This window comes from Martelella endophytica (assembly GCF_000960975.1).
Classification (GTDB): domain Bacteria; phylum Pseudomonadota; class Alphaproteobacteria; order Rhizobiales; family Rhizobiaceae; genus Martelella; species Martelella endophytica.
The window spans coordinates 2,880,067-2,898,928 of sequence record NZ_CP010803.1 but is presented as its reverse complement, the minus strand read 5'-3'; the positions used below and the strand labels follow the sequence as shown (position 1 = coordinate 2,898,928).

At 62.0% G+C, this 18,862-nt stretch carries 15 protein-coding genes; 9 read left to right on the top strand and 6 right to left on the bottom strand.

The features are described from left to right. Positions 1-40: 40 nt before the first annotated feature. Entirely contained in the window at positions 41-1,228 is a 1,188-nt protein-coding gene (locus tag TM49_RS13140) for a cystathionine beta-lyase (RefSeq protein ID WP_045681857.1), read from the bottom strand. Positions 1,229-1,596: 368 nt separating this feature from the next. Here TM49_RS13140 and TM49_RS13135 point away from each other — a divergent pair, with 368 nt between their 5' ends. The 4 genes from TM49_RS13135 to TM49_RS13120 all read left to right on the top strand — a co-directional run bounded on the left by TM49_RS13135 (position 1,597) and on the right by TM49_RS13120 (position 5,870). After that, the gene (locus TM49_RS13135; protein ID WP_045681856.1) at positions 1,597-2,628 is read left to right on the top strand and encodes an amino acid ABC transporter substrate-binding protein; all 1,032 of its coding nucleotides are present in this window, start codon (positions 1,597-1,599) and stop codon (positions 2,626-2,628) included. A gap of 93 nt (positions 2,629-2,721) precedes the next feature. Next, complete coding sequence (locus tag TM49_RS13130) at positions 2,722-3,915, top strand: amino acid ABC transporter permease (RefSeq protein WP_045681855.1); 1,194 nt, start codon at positions 2,722-2,724, stop codon at positions 3,913-3,915. 1 nt (position 3,916) lies between these two features. Beyond that, positions 3,917-5,068: an amino acid ABC transporter permease gene (locus TM49_RS13125; protein ID WP_045681854.1), complete on the top strand. Its 1,152-nt coding sequence runs from the start codon at positions 3,917-3,919 to the stop codon at positions 5,066-5,068. 16 nt (positions 5,069-5,084) lie between these two features. Further along, positions 5,085-5,870 (top strand): amino acid ABC transporter ATP-binding protein, encoded by a 786-nt coding sequence (locus tag TM49_RS13120; protein ID WP_045681852.1) that lies wholly within the window; start codon positions 5,085-5,087, stop codon positions 5,868-5,870. 160 nt (positions 5,871-6,030) lie between these two features. Here TM49_RS13120 and TM49_RS13115 read toward each other — a convergent pair whose 3' ends face one another. Beyond that, complete coding sequence (locus TM49_RS13115) at positions 6,031-6,936, bottom strand: diacylglycerol/lipid kinase family protein (RefSeq protein WP_045681851.1); 906 nt, start codon at positions 6,934-6,936, stop codon at positions 6,031-6,033. Between the two features lie 128 nt (positions 6,937-7,064). Then, on the bottom strand, positions 7,065-8,717 hold the full coding sequence (locus TM49_RS13110; protein ID WP_045681849.1) for an electron transfer flavoprotein-ubiquinone oxidoreductase: 1,653 nt from the start codon (positions 8,715-8,717) through the stop codon (positions 7,065-7,067). A 211-nt stretch (positions 8,718-8,928) separates the two neighbouring features. On the opposite strand from TM49_RS13110, the gene TM49_RS13105 reads away from it, so the two are divergent. The 3 genes from TM49_RS13105 (at position 8,929) to TM49_RS13095 (ending at position 10,944) form a co-directional block, all read left to right on the top strand. Continuing rightward, positions 8,929-9,717: an SDR family oxidoreductase gene (locus tag TM49_RS13105; protein ID WP_045681848.1), complete on the top strand. Its 789-nt coding sequence runs from the start codon at positions 8,929-8,931 to the stop codon at positions 9,715-9,717. Positions 9,718-9,760: 43 nt separating this feature from the next. Further along, positions 9,761-10,603 carry a uracil-DNA glycosylase gene (locus TM49_RS13100; RefSeq protein ID WP_045681846.1) on the top strand — a complete coding sequence of 281 codons (843 nt, stop codon included), beginning with the start codon at positions 9,761-9,763 and terminating at the stop codon, positions 10,601-10,603. Between the two features lie 149 nt (positions 10,604-10,752). Continuing rightward, the gene (locus tag TM49_RS13095) at positions 10,753-10,944 is read left to right on the top strand and encodes a hypothetical protein (RefSeq protein WP_045681844.1); all 192 of its coding nucleotides are present in this window, start codon (positions 10,753-10,755) and stop codon (positions 10,942-10,944) included. Positions 10,945-11,150: 206 nt separating this feature from the next. Here the strand turns inward: TM49_RS13095 and TM49_RS13090 are convergent, their stop codons facing one another. Further along, positions 11,151-12,293, bottom strand: coding sequence for a PAS domain-containing protein (locus TM49_RS13090; RefSeq protein WP_158498633.1), 1,143 nt, complete (start codon positions 12,291-12,293; stop codon positions 11,151-11,153). A gap of 194 nt (positions 12,294-12,487) precedes the next feature. Further along, complete coding sequence (locus tag TM49_RS13085; protein ID WP_052699837.1) at positions 12,488-13,327, bottom strand: hypothetical protein; 840 nt, start codon at positions 13,325-13,327, stop codon at positions 12,488-12,490. A gap of 207 nt (positions 13,328-13,534) precedes the next feature. Here TM49_RS13085 and TM49_RS13080 point away from each other — a divergent pair, with 207 nt between their 5' ends. Further along, a complete protein-coding gene (locus TM49_RS13080; protein WP_045681842.1) occupies positions 13,535-14,824 on the top strand; it encodes an MFS transporter in 1,290 nt (429 codons plus the stop codon). A 2-nt stretch (positions 14,825-14,826) separates the two neighbouring features. Here the strand turns inward: TM49_RS13080 and TM49_RS13075 are convergent, their stop codons facing one another. Further along, positions 14,827-15,771, bottom strand: coding sequence for a DMT family transporter (locus TM49_RS13075; protein WP_045681841.1), 945 nt, complete (start codon positions 15,769-15,771; stop codon positions 14,827-14,829). 191 nt (positions 15,772-15,962) lie between these two features. On the opposite strand from TM49_RS13075, the gene pepN reads away from it, so the two are divergent. Further along, positions 15,963-18,605 carry an aminopeptidase N gene (pepN, locus tag TM49_RS13070; RefSeq protein ID WP_045685216.1) on the top strand — a complete coding sequence of 881 codons (2,643 nt, stop codon included), beginning with the start codon at positions 15,963-15,965 and terminating at the stop codon, positions 18,603-18,605. The last annotated feature ends 257 nt before the right edge of the window (positions 18,606-18,862 follow it).

Below are 18,862 nucleotides of genomic sequence, written 5' to 3'. Positions count from 1 at the left end.
AAGGCCGCCGGTTTTCGTTTCAGCGATCAGTTTCAGACCTTCATGCAGCCCTTGCGGCGGCAAGCCCCTTTTCCAGGTCCGCAATCAGGTCCTCGACGTCTTCAAGTCCGATCTGCAGGCGGATCACCGGACCATCTTCCGGCGCCTTGGCGACCGTACGGCTTGCAAGGTTCGAGGGCACCGCAAGCGATTCGTAGCCGCCCCAGGAATAGCCGATCCCGAAGATTTCCAGCGCGTTGAGGAAGGCGTGCTGCTTTGCCTTGAAGGCGCCCTCGTCAGCGGCAAGCACGATCGAAAACAGGCCGCTTGCGCCCTTGAAGTCCCGCTTCCAGATCGCATGCCCCGGAAAGCTCGGCAGCGCCGGATGCAGCACACGCGAGACTTCGGGGCACTCCTCCAGCCATTCGGCAATCTGCAGCGCCGCCTTGCCCTGATGGGCAAGCCTGACGCCCATCGTGCGCAGGCCGCGCAGGATCTGATAGCTGTCGTCGGGCGCCGCGCAGACGCCCATATAGGTGTAGTTCTGCTCGAGCTGCTTGAAACATTTCTCGTTCGCAGACGCCGTCCCCATGAGTACGTCCGAGTGTCCGGAGGGATATTTGGTGGCGGCATTCAGCGACAGGTCGACGCCGAAGTCGAGCGGCTTGAAATAGAGCGGCGTTGCCCAGGTATTGTCCATCGAGACGATGGCATCGTGGGCATGCGCGATATCCGACATCAGCCGGATATCCTGCATTTCGAACGTATGCGATCCCGGCGCCTCGGTGTGCAGAAGCCGGGTGTTGGGCTTGAACATGCCTTCGATGTCGGCGCCGATCTCGGGGTGATAGTAATCGACCTCGATCCCCATGCGCGACAGGAAGTTGTCGGCAAAGCGCCTGGCCGGATCATAGACCGAATCAACGATGAGCGCATGATCGCCGGGCGACAGGAAAGCGAGCCACGGAAGGGTGATGGAGGCGAGCCCGGAGGGATAGAGCAGCGTGCCGGCGGCATTCTCGATGACGTTCATGGCCTCGCACAGCGCATCCGTTGTCGGCGTTCCGTGGGTGCCATAGGTGTATTTCTGCGTGCCGGAAACCGCCGTCTCCACATCCGGAAACAGGACCGTGGACGCATGCACGACCGGCGGATTGACGAAGCCGTGAAACCCGGCCGGCGCGAAGCCGCTATGGGCGAGCGTGGTGTTGTCCCCGAGACCGGAGGATGCATCTATCTTCTTTGCCATTGGTTCCATTCGCGCGTTGGTGGGAGGAAGCTCAGAGTCAGCGTTTTCGACCCTCGGCGGGCATCGGTCAAGTCGTTGGCGGCGGGCCGATCAGCCTTCTGAAAAGACTGAACTATTAGCAAGGAAAGCTGCCGTCTTTTCCAGCATCAATATGCTTAGTTTTTAAAATCATGCTCAAATTTTGACCTAAAATGGACGTTTTTTCACAATTCATACCATTTTTCCGCACCGAGTATTGACCATCTGGAAAATTACGACTGTGATAACCGCGCTCGCACCGAGGGGTTTGCGGGCAGTGGCCGCTGGCGCCTGATTTCTGATCGTGGGGATGGCGGTTTGATTTTCAATGATAAACAAAGGTTGGGAAAATGAAAAAGACGCTTCTGTCGGCCGCGATCGGCGGCGCAGTAGTCTTCGGCCTCGGCGCTCACGCCGCATCGGCCACGACACTTGAGGACGTCAAGTCAAAGGGATCTCTGACCTGCGGCGTCAGCACTGGCCTGCAGGGTTTTTCCGCGCCTGACAATGAGGGGAACTGGTCCGGTCTGGACGTCGATTATTGCCGCGCGGTCGCCGCAGCGATCTTCGGCGATCCCGACAAGGTGAATTTCGTCGCTCTGACGGCAACCGACCGTTTCCCGGCGCTGCAGTCCGGCGAAGTCGACATGCTGAGCCGCAACACCACCTGGACGCTGTCGCGCGACACCTCGCTGGGTCTCGATTTCCGCACCGTCAACTACTATGACGGCCAGGGCTTCATGGTACCGAAGGATCTCGGCGTATCGTCGGCCAAGGAACTCTCCGGTGCAGCCGTTTGCGTTCAGTCCGGCACCACCACCGAGCTGAACCTCGCTGACTACTTCAGCGCCAACGGCATGGACTACAACCCGGTCGTCTTCGAAGCGCTTGAAGACGTCAACAACGCCTTCAACCAGGGCCGTTGCGACGTCTACACGACCGACCAGTCGGGCCTTTATGCCATCCGTCTGACGCTGACGGACCCGGACAACTACGTCATCCTTCCGGAAATCATTTCCAAGGAGCCGCTTGGCCCGGCATGGCGCCAGGGCGACGACCAGTGGGGCGACATCATTTCCTGGGTCCACTACGCGATGCTCAATGCTGAAGAATTCGGCATCACCTCGGAAAACATCGACGAATTCGTTGAAACCTCCGACAACCCGGGCATCAAGCGTCTGATCGGCACGGAAACCGACAGCAAGCTCGGCGCTGACCTTGGTCTTGACGAAAAGTGGGCCTACAATGTCATCAAGCTCGTCGGCAACTACGGCGAAATCTTCGACAAGGACGTTGGTGCCGGCAGCCCGCTCAAGATCGAGCGCGGCCTGAACGCTCTGTGGACCAATGGCGGCCTGCAGTACGGCCCGCCGATCCGCTAAGGCGATCGACGACGGAATATCTCCGAAATGCCCGAGGCGCGCCGAGCGCGCCTCGGGTCACAATAAAAAGCCTGTACGGCAACCGGGGAAAACATGGCTGAATCCACTAGCTCTGCTCCTTTTGAGGAGTCGCGTTTCGCTGCGCTTATCTACAATCCTGCCGTCAGAGGCTTTTTCTACCAGCTGTTGACGGTGATCTTGGTCGTCGGCTTTGTCTGGTGGGTCGCGGATAATACGATCCGGAACCTCAATGCTGCCGGCATCGCCTCGGGCTTCGGCTTTCTGGACAATCGCGCCGGCTTTGACATTGCCCAGACCCCGATCGACTACAACAACGACATGACCTATGGCCGCGCGCTCATCGTCGGCATCATCAACACGATCATCGTTTCCATTGCCGGTATCATCACCGCAACGATCATCGGCTTTATCGTCGGCGTCGGTCGTCTCTCCTCGAACTGGCTGGTCGCCAAGCTGAGCCAGGTCTATGTCGAGGTGTTCCGCAACATTCCGCCGCTGCTGGTCATCTTCTTCTTCTACACCGGCGTGCTCTCGCTGCTGCCGGCCGCGCGCGATTCGATTTCGCTGCCGCTCGACTTCTATCTCAACAATCGCGGGCTTGCCTTTCCGAGCCCGGTCTTCGAGGCAGGCTCGTGGCTGATCGGCGTTGCCCTCCTCGTCGCCATCGCTGCCGTGGTCGCGCTGTCGATCTGGGCGCACAGGCGCCAGATGGCAACCGGTCAGCAGTTTCCGGTTTTCACCACCAGCGTCGCCATCATCATCCTCCTGCCCGTCATTGCCTATTTCATTGCCGGCATGCCGGTGAGCTTCGACATTCCGGAAAAGGGTCGGTTCAACTTGACCGGCGGCGCCGTTCTCGGCCCGGAATTCATGTCGCTCTATCTCGCCCTGTCGCTCTATACGGCCGCCTTCATGGCTGAAATCATCCGTGGCGGCATTCTCGGCGTGCCGAAGGGCCAGACCGAAGCTGCAAATGCACTCGGCCTTCATCCGCGCAAGGTCACCCGGCTCGTCGTCGTGCCGCAGGCCATGCGCATCATCATTCCGCCGATGACCAGTGAATATCTAAGCCTGACAAAGAACTCCTCGCTCGCCGTCGCCATCGGCTATGCCGATATCGTCGCCGTCGGCAAGACCGTGCTCAACCAGACCGGACAGGCCGTCGAGGTCGTCATCATCTGGATGATCATCTACCTGACGCTCAGCATCCTGACGTCGATCTTCATGAACTGGTTCAACGCCAAGATGGCACTGGTGGAGCGCTGATATGGCCCATGACATCGCCTATGTGCGCAAGGAAATGCAGGCGCAGCAGCCTGCTCCGGAAAAAGAAGGCAACTTCGTCCACTGGCTGAGGGGAAATCTTTTCGCAACGCCGAAGGATGCCTTCCTCACCATCCTCGCCATCATCTTCCTGATCTGGGCCGTACCGCCGATGGTGAATTGGCTGTTCCTCGACGCGGCATGGACGGGCACGGACCGTACCGCCTGCGCTACCCTTGCCCAGGGCGGCATCCGGCCGGATGGCTGGAGTGGTGCCTGCTGGGCTTTCATCGGCGCAAAGTTCGACCAGATCCTCTTCGGCCGCTATCCGGATTCCGAACTCTGGCGGCCGATTCTCGTCGCCATCGTCTTCACGCTGCTGCTGATCCCGATGCTGATGCCAAAGGCGCCGCACAAGGGCTGGAACGCATTTGCGCTGTTCATCGCCCTGCCGATCGTCTCCTTCTTCCTGCTTTACGGCGGTTTCGGCCTTCGGATCGTGGATACCTCGGACTGGGGCGGGCTGATGGTCACCCTCATCCTCTCCTATTTCGCAATCGCCGTATCGCTGCCGCTCGGCATCATCCTGGCGCTTGGGCGACGCTCGAAAATGCCGGTGATCCGGACGCTTTCGATCATGTTCATCGAGGTGGTCCGCGGCGTGCCGCTGATCACCATCCTGTTCATGGCAAGCGTTATGCTGCCGCTGTTCCTGCCGGAAGGCATGACGATCAACAAGTTCCTGCGTGCCATCGTCGGCGTGTCGCTGTTCATCTCCGCCTATATGGCGGAAACGATCCGCGGCGGCCTGCAGGCGATGCCGAAGGGACAGTTCGAGGGCGCAGCTTCGCTCGGTCTCGGCTACTGGCAGACCATGCGGCTCATCATCCTGCCGCAGGCGATCAAGCTGGTCATCCCGGCGATCGTCAACCAGTTCATCTCGATCTTCAAGGACACCTCGCTGGTCTCGATCATCGGCATGTTCGACCTGCTGGGCATCATCAAGTTCAACTTCACCGATTCGAGCTGGGCTTCTCCGGTCACGCCGATCACCGGCCTTATCTTCGCCGGTTTCGTCTTCTTCATTTTCTGCTTCGGTATGTCACGTTATTCCAGCTTCATGGAACGCCATCTCGACACCGGACACAGACACTAGAACAGGGGTTCCAACCATGGTCGACACGGCACACACCGTTGACACTTCCCATATGACCGTCTCGGACACCGAGGTCGCTGTCGAGCTTGTCCACGTCAACAAGTGGTATGGTGATTTCCACGTCCTGCGCGACATCAACCTGAAAGTGATGAAGGGCGAACGCATCGTCATCGCCGGGCCTTCCGGCTCCGGCAAGTCGACGATGATCCGCTGCATCAACCGGCTGGAGGAACACCAGAAGGGCAACATCGTCGTCGACAATATCGAGCTGACCGACGATCTGAAGAAGATCGACGAGATCCGCCGCGAGGTGGGCATGGTGTTCCAGCACTTCAACCTGTTCCCGCATCTGACGATCCTGGAAAACTGCACGCTCGCCCCGATCTGGGTGCGCAAGATGCCGAAGAAGCAGGCAGAGGAAATCGCGATGCACTACCTGACGCGGGTGAAGATCCCCGAGCAGGCGGACAAGTATCCCGGCCAGCTGTCCGGCGGCCAGCAGCAGCGCGTGGCGATCGCCCGCTCGCTGTGCATGAACCCGAAGATCATGTTGTTCGACGAGCCGACCTCGGCTCTCGACCCGGAAATGATCAAGGAAGTGCTCGACACCATGGTGGGGCTCGCCGAGGAAGGCATGACCATGCTGTGCGTGACCCACGAAATGGGCTTCGCCCGCCAGGTCGCCAACCGCGTGATCTTCATGGACCAGGGCCAGATCGTCGAACAGAATTCGCCGGCCGAGTTCTTCGACAACCCGCAGCATGAGCGCACCAAGCTGTTCCTCAGCCAGATCCTGCACTGACCGCTCGAGCATCGCCCGCACCGTTCAAGGCCAAAACCACAAAGGCGACGTCCCGTGACGTCGCCTTTCGTTTTGGTAGACCGGCCGTTACCGGCTCACCCTCTTACGGGCGCCATCCTCGGGCTTGACCCGAGGAACCAGGCGCCGGGGGTAAAACCCGTCAGGACAATTCACTATCCGCCGGCACGATCACATTGATGGCGCGCGGATGCTGCTCGAGGCTGACGGAGCGGACTTCGTCCAGCGGATCGCCGTCGATCGACTGGTCGATGGTGCCCTCGAGAAATTCGATGTCGATGCGGTCTGTCTCGAACATGATGACGTTCTCATTGTTCTCGAGGTGGCCCGCGAAAAAGTCCATCACCAGACCAGCCACCGTATCGAGCTCAACCGCCTTCACCAGGTAGACCGCAAGCACGCCGCCCTGCGGCCGGTCGGTGAACGGAAGGGCATTGCTGTGAATGCGGTTGTTGGAAACGCCGACAAGGGAAAATACGCCCTCCCCGCTCCTCTCCGGACTTTCGTACCGGACATGCATTTCCGGCACCGACATCAGAGAATCAATCCAGGCGCGCGTGCTCGCCGAAATCTTGCCGAACCGCGAGGAATATTCGATGCCTTCGCGGTTCCTGATCATGGTCGCATGCAGGCCGGCGGAGAACTGGTGAATGAACGTCCGGCCGTTCATCGTGGCAACATCGACCTTGGCGGGCTTGCCATTGGCAAGAACGGAAAGCGCATCCTCGATATCGAGCGGCAGGCCAATGCTGCGGGCAAAGAGGTTCATCGTTCCGGCCGGCACGACGCCCAGAAGCTTGTCATGGCCGTAGAGCACGCCGGTTGCCAGCGAGACCGTGCCATCGCCGCCGCCGACGATCATGCCGTCGAAGCTGCGGGCATCGGCCGTCGAGCGAATGGCATCCTCGACTTCGTTGCCGGAGACGATATCGCAGTCGAAATGATGGCCGGCATCGGTGAATATCCTAGTGGCCATTTCATGAAAGGCATCCATATCGGTGGTCTTGAACGTCCCGCCGTCGCGATTGAAAATGCCCTTGAGATGCATGTCTGGCCCTCTGCCGCTGCGCCCGGCGATGCGGGCGCGATTTCAAAATAACGGGTATCGTCATGATACCCGTTCGATAACGCGCAGAGGCGGCGGTGCGTTCCCGCGCCACCGGCACCGAGCTGCGATCACATGTTCGGATAGACCGGACCTTCGCCGCCTTGCGGCGGCACCCAGTTGATGTTCTGGTTCGGATCCTTGATGTCGCAGGTCTTGCAGTGCACGCAGTTCTGGGCGTTGATGACGTACTTCCTCTCGCCATCCTCCTCGACCCATTCATAGACGCCGGCGGGACAGTAGCGTGCCGAGGGGCCGGCATAGACGCCGAGTTCGGACGTCTTCTGCAGCGCCATGTCCTTCACCTTGAGGTGCACCGGCTGGTCTTCCTCGTGATTGGTGTTGGACAGGAACACCGAGGAGAGCCGGTCGAAGGTGAGCACACCGTCTGGCTTCGGATATTCGATCGGCTTGTGCTTGGCCGCAGGCTCAAGTGCCTCCGCATCGGTCTTGCCGTGGCCAAGCGTGCCGAACACCGAGAAGCCGAACAGCGTGTTCGTCCACATATCGAGGCCGCCAAGGGCGATGCCGGCATAGGTGCCGAGCTTCGACCAGAGCGGCTTGACGTTGCGGACCTTCCTCAGGTCCTGACCAATGGCGCTGTCGCGCCAGTCGGTCTCGATTTCGGCAATCTCGTCATTGGCCCGGCCGGCGGCGATGGCCTCGGCGACGCGTTCGGCCGCCAGCATGCCGGAGAGCACGGCATTGTGCGAACCCTTGATGCGCGGCACGTTGACGAAGCCGGCCGAACATCCGATCAGTGCGCCGCCCGGAAAGGCGAGCTTCGGCACGGACTGGTAGCCGCCTTCGGAAATGGCGCGGGCACCGTAGGAAAGCCGCTTGGCACCCTCGAACACTGGCGCAATCGCGGGGTGCGTCTTGAACCGCTGGAATTCCTCGAAGGGAAACAGATAGGGGTTCTTGTAGTTCAGGTGGACGACGAAACCGACCGCCACCTGATTGTCCTCGAGGTGATAGAGGAACGAACCGCCACCGGTCTTGCTGTCGAGCGGCCAACCGAAGGAATGCTGGACGAGACCGGGCTTGTGATGCTCCGGCTTCACCTGCCACAGCTCCTTGAGGCCGATGCCGTATTTCTGCGGCTCGCGCCCTTCGTCGAGGGAGAACTTCGCGATCAGTTGCTTGGCCAGCGATCCGCGGACGCCCTCGCCGATCAGCACATACTTGCCGAGAAGCGCCATGCCGGGCGTATAGTTCGGACCATGGGTGCCATCGCGCTCGACCCCCATGTCGCCGGTCGCGACGCCGATGACGGCGCCAGCATCGTCATAGAGCACCTCGGCTGCGGCAAAACCCGGATAGATCTCGACACCGAGCTCTTCGGCCTTGCCGGCGAGCCAGCGACAGACATTGCCAAGCGAGACGATATAGGCGCCGTGATTGTTCATCAGCGGCGGCATGAAGACATTGGGCAGCGGAAGCGAACCGGCCGGCCCGAGCAGCAGGAAGCGGTCCTTTGTCACCGGCGTCTTGAACGGATGGCTGTCATCGGCCTGCCAGTCCGGCAAGAGCCTGTCGATGCCGACGGGATCGACAACCGCGCCGGAGAGGATGTGAGCCCCCACTTCGGCGCCCTTCTCGAGCACCACGACCGAAAGCTCCGGATTGAGCTGCTTGAGGCGGATGGCGGCAGAGAGCCCCGCAGGGCCGGCCCCGACAATCACCACATCGAATTCCATGCTTTCGCGTTCCGGCTCGGCCATGACGTCCCTTTCCTGATGACCGGGGAAGCCCCCCGATTTGGTTGACCTTTCTAGCGTCTTTCGCAGCAAGTTTCCACAAGGCGAACTGACGCGCCTCCGCTCAGGCGTCCGATAATGATTGAATAACGACACCGCGGGCGTCTATGTTCAGCGGGAACAACCGCCCCTCTCCTTCCCCGGCGGTGCGAATTGCGAAAACAGGAGTGAACCCATGGATTTCGGTATTTCCGGAAAGAAGGCCGTCGTGCTGGCCTCCTCGCGCGGGCTTGGCGCCGGTATCGCCGAGGCGCTGGCCAAGGAAGGCGCACATGTTCTGCTTTGCGGGCGCACGCCCGACCGGCTGCAGGCCAATTGCAAGGCGATCAACGAGACCACGCCAGGCAAGGCCGATTTCGTGGTCGCCGACCTTTCCGACGGCAATTTCGTCGAAACGCTTCTGGCCGCGGCCGAGGAAAAGCTCGGCGGCATCGACATCCTGGTCAACAATTGCGGCGGCCCGACGCCGGGCGGCGTCGCCGAAATGTCGCCGGAAAAACTCACCGCCTTCTTCAATTCCATGGTGCTGCCGGTGATCACGCTGACCAACAGGGTCGTGCCGAAGATGAAGGAGAAGGGCTGGGGCCGCATCCTCACCGTCGCCTCCGGCGGCGTCGTTGAGCCGATCCCCAACCTCGCGCTCTCCAACACGTTGCGCTCGGCCCTCGTCGGCTGGAACAAGACGCTTTCGACCGAGGTGGCCGCCTCCGGCATCACCGCCAACATGCTGCTGCCCGGACGCATCCACACCGACCGCATCGATGAACTCGACGACGCCAATGCGACGCGTTCCGGCAAGAGCCTGGAGGAGGTCCGCAAGGCTTCGCTCGCCTCGATCCCGGCAGGTCGCCTTGGCCGCGTCGAGGAATTTGCAAGCGTCGCAGCCTTCCTGTGCTCGAAGCAGGCAAGCTATGTCACCGGCGGCATGATCCGTTGCGACGGCGGAGCGACGCGCACGGTGTGAGGCCGGGCTTTCGCCCGGCGGCTCCGGCATGGTAGAACAGCACATGATGAGCGCAGACCATCTGACAGCAAGGGAAGCAGCAGCCCTCCTCGCCTTCTTCGCCGATGCCGGCGTGGAATGCCTGATGGAGGACGAGGCGGCAAACCTGATGGCCGCCGCAGAGATGGCCGATGCAGCACCGCCGCGCCAGGAACGCGCCGCACCCAGCCGTCAGGCGCCGCCGCGTGAGAGGCCGCAACCGGCTGCCTCCATCGTCACTGCGCCGGGCGCGCAGACAACGGTTCCCGACGACAAGGCGGTCTCGGATGCCCGCTTTGCAGCGGAGAGCGCCCGTTCGCTCCCGGAACTCAGGACCGTGCTCGAAGGCTTCGGCGGCTGCAATCTCCGACACAACGCCCGTTCCACCATCGCGCTCGAGGGCCTGCCCGAGACCGGGATCATGGCTGTCTGCGGTTTTCCGACCGGCGATGACGACCGTGCCGGCGAAGCAATGTCCGGCAAGGCGGGCCGGCTCTTCGAACTGATGCTCTCTGCCATCGATCTCTCCCGCGATGCGGTCGGCGTGACCACGGCCATTCCCTGGCGCACGCCCGGCGACCGCGCCCCGACGCCATCCGAAACCGATATCTGCCTGCCGTTCCTGGAGCGGCAGATCGCGCTTGCCGAACCCAAGCTGTTGCTGGTGCTCGGCAATTTCGCCAGCCGCATGCTGATCGACCGTCAGAAGACGGTGTTCGATCTCAGGGGCCAGTGGCAGACGCTGCAGATCGGCGGCAGCGAGGTCACGGCGCTCGTCTCCTTCGCGCCATCGGAGTTGCTCGCCGCTCCCGCAAACAAGAAGCTGGCCTGGCAGGACCTTCTCGCCTTTCGCAAGGCGCTCGGCTGACTGCCAAATATTTACGCATCGTTAACGCCTGCGCCTTTGGCATGCACACCGCGCATAGCTGTGTTTCGTCAAACCGCATTGCCCGCGACCGCCCAATCAGGGATAACGGTACATGTCTTGGGAGGATACGGATAACGGAACCAAGGCAAATGAAACCTTACGAAGACATGGACGCTTCACTGATGCAGAACGCACGCCTTTCTCTGGAACTCGGACGCTCGACCAACGGCTATCATGGCCAGCGCGGCATCGACCGGGCAATGGCCAAGGGCTTCTGCCGCTCCGGTCGCCACCACGATGCGAGCGCGCTTCGCCCCGCACTGCGTGCGATGGGCGTCTGATACGCCTGCAGGCTCGCTTGAAGAGCGCGCCGCAAGATCAGCGACCCTTCCTGCAAGGGCCGAATGAGTGAAGCTGGAATGCCCCGCGTCTTCGCGGGGCTTTTTGATTCTGAAAACACCCCCGCCGGAGCGCCTGATGGCCTCCGTGGAAATGCCTCAAGAAAACAGCTGAAACGGCCTCTAAGGGGTCGGAAGGCGGAGCGGTCCTATCGCTCGTAGCGCAGGACGACCGCAGTGCCACCTTCGATGGCGGTTTCCACATCAAAGCCGAGGCCGAGCCTGCCAGCGGCCGTGCGCGCCTCGACGAGCCCGGTATGCGAAATGCCCAGCGCCAGATCGGGCTGGCGGAAGAGCTTGTCGAGTTCCTGCTCCGAAAGCCCGCGCCCAATATCGCTGAAGCGCGCGACGAAGCCGCTGCCCGCCGGTTCGAGCCTGATCCCGGCATCGCAATAAAGCGGCGTCACCACGATCTGCCGTTCGACCAGCGTGCGGAAGAGCGTCATCAGCGCTTCCTCATCGAGCGGCACGCGGACACCACCATCATCGACCGCCGCGCTCAAGGTGACACTTTCAGAATCCGCCAGCGGGCGGTTCTGGCGCAGGGCCTCCTGCAGGCACTTCGCCGGCGAGATCTCGGGGATTTCATGCTCGCGCTCGCGGCGATCGCGGACCGATTCAAATTCTGCATAGATATCGCGTCGACCGGGAGCGACCGGCGGCGTGAACGGTGCGGCGGCCGGGCCCTCAGGGCGCGAAACAGGCACGGCGTCAAAATGGCGCTGCGCGTGATGGGCTGGATCGGCTTCGGGCGCCGCCTCAGCGCGGGGCGTAGCAGCAGGCTTCATCGTTTCGGCTGGCTTCGGCTCATGCGCAAAAATCGTCGACTGCGGAGCAAGTTGCGGCTTCGTCGCGGCCGCCATGGGCGGTTCAGGTTCAAAGTTCGGTTCTGCCACACGCGGCATCTTCGCACGCACCGGCGCCGCGCCTGCGACGCGGTTGAGAACGACGCAGAGGCCGTTGCGGTGGCGCATCCGCGCGATCGAGAGACGGACGCGGCGATACGGCGCTCCAGCCATGTCGGCTGTCACCTCTTCGAGGCGACTGCCGGGATCGTCCGCAACCACCCTGGCAACGGCCTCAGTGACATGCGCAGCATCTTCCCCGGCGAACCACGAATTCAGCGCATAGCCGGAAAGCTCGCTACCTTCGGTGTCGAAAAGCGTTTCGGCCGCCGCATTGGCAACCTCGATCACGCCGTCAAGATCGACCAGCAGCACCGCCTCGGGTGCCTGATTGATGGTCTGAACGACGGGTTGTCGATCAGCGTTTTGCGGCGCTTCAGAATTCATCATGCTCATCCGTGTGTTCAGTCGATGGCTTCGCAAGACAGAAGGCCCCCAACGCCGCATCGTCGAGCTGCCATCCTAGCCCTGCAAGGTAAACTGCATCTTAAGCGACAGGAATACAAATCTACGCGCGAAACCAGTTGTTTTTTGTCACGTCCTTTTCCCGGCCCAGAAGATCGGCAATAGCGGTGGCTCAATTATGGACGCGTCGCCCACTCGAAGGCTTCATCGATATAGTGCGACTTGACGGCCTGCCAGCCACAATATTCATCGATGAAAGCGCTATCGACCCACATGTCACTGTCGAATGCTCGACCAGTCCAGCCGAGACCACCCGCGCTGATGACCTTGCGCAGGACACGTTGCAGATGGGTTCGCGAAATCAGGATGCGGCCGGCCATTTCGCGGGCATCGATCGCCGGAATGATAAAGCGCTCCGTGCCGCGCGGCTGATCACCGACATCGATGATGATCGTGTCCATCACCAGGCCGCCGGAAATCGAGCGCTGCAACAGGCCGATCCGTGCCGGTGGCTCCCGCCAACGCGGGTCGCGGAGCGAATTCCAGGCAAAACGCGGCTGCAAGCGCGTCACGATGCCAGGATCTTCAGCAAACCGCAGCCTGCGGTCACCGCCATCGAGGGCGTCGAGCATGGCGAGATTGGCATAGAGCCACTGCGCCACCGTCTCCACGACGGGGCCGGTCGGCCGCCAGTAGCGCGGACGGATGGAGGCGCGCGCGGGGTCGGGCTCGATGAAGCCATACTTCACAGATTCGTCGACGAAATCGCGAATGGTGTTGGGGCTCGCCACCTTGAAGGGAACGAGCGCCTCAACAAGGTTCGAGACCGTGAGCCGGTTCTCCCCGTCCCAGGCGAGTGCAAGGGCCGCCTGGCTCATCAACCACCGCCGCTGGAAGCCGAGATTGGCGCCGAGACGCTGATTTTCGTCGTAAAGCGCGGCAAGTTTCTTGCCGTACTCGGATAATAGCAACAGATAATGGGGATGCGAGGCGATGGCTTCGATCGGAATAGGCATGTCAGAAATGGTCGGCGAAGCTCGGTTTGCGCACTGGGGAGTCCCTTTATCGCTGTCATTTGCCTGGCTGACAATGCACATTTATCCTGCCGTGACAAATCCGTGCTTGAAGGGCATCAACGAAGTCTTTATACGGCCGTGCAAATTCGGGCGCCCGAGCGCCGCGCCACCGCGCACAGTCCCGGCCACACAGAATGAGTCGCGCCGATGCTAGTCAGCCTTGTTTCCATTGCCAGCCTGATGCTTTCCACCCTTCTGATGATGGTCGGCTACGGGTTGATGAACTACCTCGTACCGGTGCGCTCGGTGGCCGAAGGTTGGACGCCGTTCCTGATCTCGATGACGGCGACAGGCTATACGGTGGGCTTCACGCTTTCCTGCCTGCTGACCCCGAAGCTGGTGCTCCGCGTCGGCCATATTCGCGTGTTCGGCGCGCTGCTGACGCTGTTGACCGTCTCCATCCTTGCGAGCTCGCTGATCGTCGAATGGCAGGCCTGGATCGCCTTTCGCGCGGTTGCAGGCTTTGCCGTCGCCGGCTGTTACCTCGTCATCGAGAGCTGGCTGAACGAGCGGGTGACCAACGACACGCGCGGCTCGGTGTTCTCGATCTACATGATCGTCACGCTCGCCGGTGCCATTGGCGGCCAGTATCTCGTGCCGCTGGGTGACCCCAACACGACGACGCTTTTCATCATCTGCGGCATGGTGTTCGCAATCTCCATCCTGCCGACAGCCTTGTCGACGGCGCAGTCGCCGGCACCGATCGCGCAGGTCCAGCTCGGCCTCGGGCGGCTCTATAGCCGCTCGCCGGTGGCCTTCGTCGGCGCCATCCTGGCGGGCATTCTCTCCGGAACCTGGGCGAGCCTCGGCGGCGTCTACACCACCGGGAGCGGCTTCTCGACCGCCGAGGGTGCCACCCTGCTTGCCGCTGTGCTTGCCGGTGGCGCGCTGGGCCAGATCCCGATCGGCCGGATATCGGACAGGACCGACCGCCGCTATGTCATGGTCGCCTGCGGCGCCATCGGCGTCGTCGCGGCCCTTGCCATGTCGCTGATGAGTGCCGCGACGCCCTACCTGCTCTATGGCACGGCATTCATCGTCGGCTCGATGCTCTACCCGATCTATGCCCTCAATGTCGCCCATGCCAACGACCGCGCCGATCCGAGCGAATATGTGATGATTTCGAGCTCGCTGATGGTGCTTTACGGCCTCGGGACCGTCGCGGGGCCGCTCATCGGCGGCGGCGCCATGGAGGTTTTCGGACCAAGGGGCCTCACCCTTTATCTCGCTGCCGGCTTCCTGATCTATGCCGGCTACGCGGCATGGCGCATCAAGCGCGGCAATCCGACCGTATCGCCGGAAGAACGTGCAGACTTCCATGCGATCGCCCTGCCGATGCGCGGCACCGATCCCGCCGGCAGCATCGCCGTCGACTACGAGGAAGACGCCGCGGCAAGCCTCGATCCGCCGAGCGAGCACCGCCCCGCTGCGGAATAGGATCAGTTTCCTGAAGAATTCGAGACGCGACGCAGCCGGCGTCGCTCCAGCCCGAGCCTGTGTTCGCGGAAGATGATGAAGATCCCGGCCCCCACCACGAAGACGGAGCCGAAGAGCGTGCTTCCGGTCGGTATTTCGGCAAAGACGAAATAGGAGATGATGATGCCGAAGATGATCGAGGTGTAGTCAAAGGGCGCGATCGTCGAGGCATCGGCAAAGCGATAGGACTCGGTCATCATGATCTGGCCCGCGCCACCGAACAGCCCGGAACCGATCAGCATCAAGATGGCCGTCCAGGACATGCTGCCCCAGCCGAACGGGATGGTTAGTAGCGAAAGAAGCGCCGCATAGACCGAAAAATACAAAACGATGGTCGGCCCTCTCTCGGTCACCAGCAGGCGACGCACCTGGATCATCGCCAATGCGCCGATTATGGCGCCGACCAGCACAAGCGCCACGGCAAGCGCCTCCTCCGATCCGAGCCCACCCTGGCGGAACAGCGTCAGTTTCGGCCAGGAAATGATCATCACCCCGAACAGGCCGACGCCGACGGCCGTCCAGCGATAGGCACGCACGACCTCGCCAAGCAGAAGGGCCGCGAAGGCGACCGACAGCAGCGGCGTTGCGTAGCCAAGCGCGATGACCTCCGGCAGCGGCAGATGCATCACCCCGTAAAACCCCATGCCCATGGAGGTGATGCCGATAATGCTTCGCAGGAAATGGCCGAACGGCCTTTCGGTGCGATAGGCCCCCGCCAGTTCGTGGCGCCAGGCGAGATAGGCGAGAATCGGTATCACGGCAAAGAGCGAGCGGAAGAACGTGACTTGTCCCGGTGCCAGCCCGTCGCCGGCAAGCTTTATGCAGGTCTGCATGCCCAGAAACGCGATGATGGACAGGAGCTTCAGAACGATACCGCGGACGGGATCGGCGTTCGGATCGAAGGGCATCAGAAACGTGCTTCTCGGGGTTCGCCGTGCCTCGGCCCGGCATTGTTTTGCCTCATCCTTACGCCAGTTTTGACAAAGATGGCAAAGACAACCGGATATTGGCGACAACAATTTGCAATCGCACGCATTCGGCGCTTTGTTATGCGCGGCCGGACGCCCCGATGCGGGCCGGAACACACAAGAGGAATACCATGAGTGCCGACAAGACCGTCTACCTGAAGGATTACCGCCCGACCGACTTCATCATCGAGACGGTCGACCTGATTTTCGAACTGGGCGCCGAGATGACGACGGTCGGCAGCGAAATCCGCCTTTCCCGCCGCCCCGGCAGCCCAGCCGACGCCCCGCTCACGCTTGATGGCGACAGCCTGGAACTTGCGGGACTTGCGCTCGACGGCAAGCCGCTGGCACCGGAGCGCTATGAAGCTGCCGCGGACGGGCTCACTGTCCACGGTCTGCCGGAAAGCGGAAGTTTCACGCTTACGGTGAAAACCCGCATCAATCCCTCCGCCAATACCCAGCTTCTCGGTCTCTATCGGACCTCCGGCCTGTTCTCGACTCAGTGCGAGGCCGAGGGCTTTCGCCGGATCACCTATTTCTACGACCGGCCGGATGTTCTCGCCGTCTACACCGTGACGATCATCGCCGACAAGGAAAGCTGCCCGCTGCTGCTCTCGAATGGCAACCTGATCGAGGAACGCAACCTCGAGGATGGCCGCCACATGGCGAAGTGGCACGACCCCTTCCCCAAGCCCTCCTATCTCTTCGCCCTTGTCGCGGGCGACCTTGCAATGATCGAGGACCAGTTCACCACCATGTCGGGCCGCGCGGTGACGCTGCGGATCTATGTCGAGCACGGCAAGGCCGACCGCGCCGACTATGCGATGGATTCGCTGAAGCGCGCCATGCGCTGGGACGAGGAACGCTTCGGCCGAGAGTACGACCTCGACATCTTCATGATCGTCGCGGTGTCGGACTTCAACATGGGGGCGATGGAGAACAAGGGTCTCAACATCTTCAACGACCGCCTGATCCTGGCCGATCCCGAGACCGCGACCGACGACGACTATCTGCGGATCGAGGCCGTTGTCGCGCACGAATACTTCCACAACTGGACCGGCAACCGCATCACCTGCCGGGACTGGTTCCAGCTCAGCCTTAAGGAAGGGCTGACCGTCTATCGCGAACACGAGTTCACCGCCGACCAGCGCACGCGGCCCGTTGTGCGCGTCGACGAGGTGAAGTTCCTGCGCGCCAACCAGTTTCCGGAAGACGGCGGCCCGCTCGCCCACCCCGTCAGGCCGACCCAGTATCTGGAGATCGACAATTTCTACACCACGACGGTCTACGAGAAGGGCTCGGAAGTCTCGCGGATGATCGCGACGCTGCTCGGCACTGACAATTTCCGCAGGGGCCTCGACCTGTTCTTCGAGCGCCACGACGGCGGCGCGGTGACCATCGAGGACTATCTGAAGTGCTTCGAGGATGCGACCGGCCGCGATCTCAGCCATTTCGCGCTCTGGTACCATCAGGCCGGAACGCCGGTAATCTCCGTCCAAAGCGCCTATGACGAGGCGGCGTCGACGCTGTCGCTGACGCTGCAGCAGAAGACCCCGCCGACACCGGGCCAGAAGGAGAAGAAGCCGCTCCACATTCCGCTGCGCGTCGGCCTCATCGGCCCGAATGGCGACGGCATGGAGCCGAGTGCGGTTTCGGGCGGCGAGCGTACCGAGGACGTGCTTCATCTGACCGAAGCGGAACAGACCTTCGTCTTCAAGGGCATTGGCGCCAGGCCGGCAATCTCCGTCAACCGCGATTTCTCCGCGCCGGTGAAGGTCAACTTCGAGCAGAGCCGCGACGACCGGATGGCGATCGCACGTTTCGAAACCGATCTCGTCGCCCGCTGGGACGCGATCAACGGGCTGGCGCTGCAGGCGCTGGTGGAGGCGACGGCCGCCGTCAGGGCGGGCACTCCGATCTCCGTCGATCCCGCGCTGGCCGAGGCGCTGATCGAGACCGCCGGAGACGAGACGCTGGAGCCCGCTTTCCGGGCACTTGCCCTGACGCTGCCGAGCGAGCTCGATATCGGCCGGGAGCTTGGTCGCGACATCGACCCCGATGCGATCCACGCGGCGCGGCGGACGGTGTTCGGTTCACTGGCCCGCGAAGGCGCCGAGCGGTTCCGGCAACTGGTGGACGCACTTTCCGGCGATACGGAATTCAGCCCAAATGCTGACAGTGCGGGACGGCGGGCGCTGCGCAACACCGCCCTCGCCTATCTCGCCAGCGCCACCGACGAGCCGGGTGCCGCCCGCGCCGCCTATGATGCCGCCACCAACATGACGGACATGATCGCAGCGCTCCGGATTCTCGCCCATCAGTTCCCGGATGCGGAGGAAACCGCGGCGGTGCTCGACGATTTCCGCCACCGCTTCGCCGGCGAACCGCTGGTGCTCGACAAGTGGTTCGGCGCCCAGGCGACCATCCCGGGCGAAGAGGCGCTCGAACGGGTCAAGCGCCTGATGCAGGACGAAGCCTTCGATGCCCTAAATCCGAACCGTGTGCGCGCCCTGGTCGGCGCCTTCGCCTCGTCCAATCCGACAGGCTTCAACCGCCCGGATGGCGCCGGCTATCGCTTCTTCGCCGATTTCATCCTCGACGCCGACAAGCGCAACCCGACCCTGACCGCGCGGCTGATGACGGTGATGCGCTCGTTTGAGGCGCTTGAGGTCGGGCGGCAGGCGAAAGCACGTACCGAGCTCGAACGCATAGCGGGTCACGAGACGCTTTCCCGCAACCTGCGCGACATTATTGACCGGATGTTGAAAAGCTGAATTCCGGCTTGCCAAAATAGCGGTTTCGAGTCCTCGCAACACAACCGAAGCCGAACGAAAGGCGCGCCGCCGCGCGCCTTTCGCCACACGCGCGACACAAAAAATCCTTTTTTGATATATGGTTAACAAAAGGTTCCCGGTGGGTGCTGGACAAGCCGAATCACGAATGATTCATTAGGGCAGATTCGCAGTGGCGATTTGGCGAATCACCATGAGGGAACAAGCAGATGAAACAGTCGGACATGTGGGGAAAGCCC

Coding starts and splice junctions, on each gene's coding strand:
- TM49_RS13140 (WP_045681857.1), bottom strand. CDS start 1,228: ATGGCAAAGAAGATAGATGCATCCTCCGGTCTCGGGGACAACACCACG.
- TM49_RS13135 (WP_045681856.1), top strand. CDS start 1,597: ATGAAAAAGACGCTTCTGTCGGCCGCGATCGGCGGCGCAGTAGTCTTC.
- TM49_RS13130 (WP_045681855.1), top strand. CDS start 2,722: ATGGCTGAATCCACTAGCTCTGCTCCTTTTGAGGAGTCGCGTTTCGCT.
- TM49_RS13125 (WP_045681854.1), top strand. CDS start 3,917: ATGGCCCATGACATCGCCTATGTGCGCAAGGAAATGCAGGCGCAGCAG.
- TM49_RS13120 (WP_045681852.1), top strand. CDS start 5,085: ATGGTCGACACGGCACACACCGTTGACACTTCCCATATGACCGTCTCG.
- TM49_RS13115 (WP_045681851.1), bottom strand. CDS start 6,936: ATGCATCTCAAGGGCATTTTCAATCGCGACGGCGGGACGTTCAAGACC.
- TM49_RS13110 (WP_045681849.1), bottom strand. CDS start 8,717: ATGGCCGAGCCGGAACGCGAAAGCATGGAATTCGATGTGGTGATTGTC.
- TM49_RS13105 (WP_045681848.1), top strand. CDS start 8,929: ATGGATTTCGGTATTTCCGGAAAGAAGGCCGTCGTGCTGGCCTCCTCG.
- TM49_RS13100 (WP_045681846.1), top strand. CDS start 9,761: ATGATGAGCGCAGACCATCTGACAGCAAGGGAAGCAGCAGCCCTCCTC.
- TM49_RS13095 (WP_045681844.1), top strand. CDS start 10,753: ATGAAACCTTACGAAGACATGGACGCTTCACTGATGCAGAACGCACGC.
- TM49_RS13090 (WP_158498633.1), bottom strand. CDS start 12,293: ATGAATTCTGAAGCGCCGCAAAACGCTGATCGACAACCCGTCGTTCAG.
- TM49_RS13085 (WP_052699837.1), bottom strand. CDS start 13,327: ATGCCTATTCCGATCGAAGCCATCGCCTCGCATCCCCATTATCTGTTG.
- TM49_RS13080 (WP_045681842.1), top strand. CDS start 13,535: ATGCTAGTCAGCCTTGTTTCCATTGCCAGCCTGATGCTTTCCACCCTT.
- TM49_RS13075 (WP_045681841.1), bottom strand. CDS start 15,771: ATGCCCTTCGATCCGAACGCCGATCCCGTCCGCGGTATCGTTCTGAAG.
- pepN (WP_045685216.1), top strand. CDS start 15,963: ATGAGTGCCGACAAGACCGTCTACCTGAAGGATTACCGCCCGACCGAC.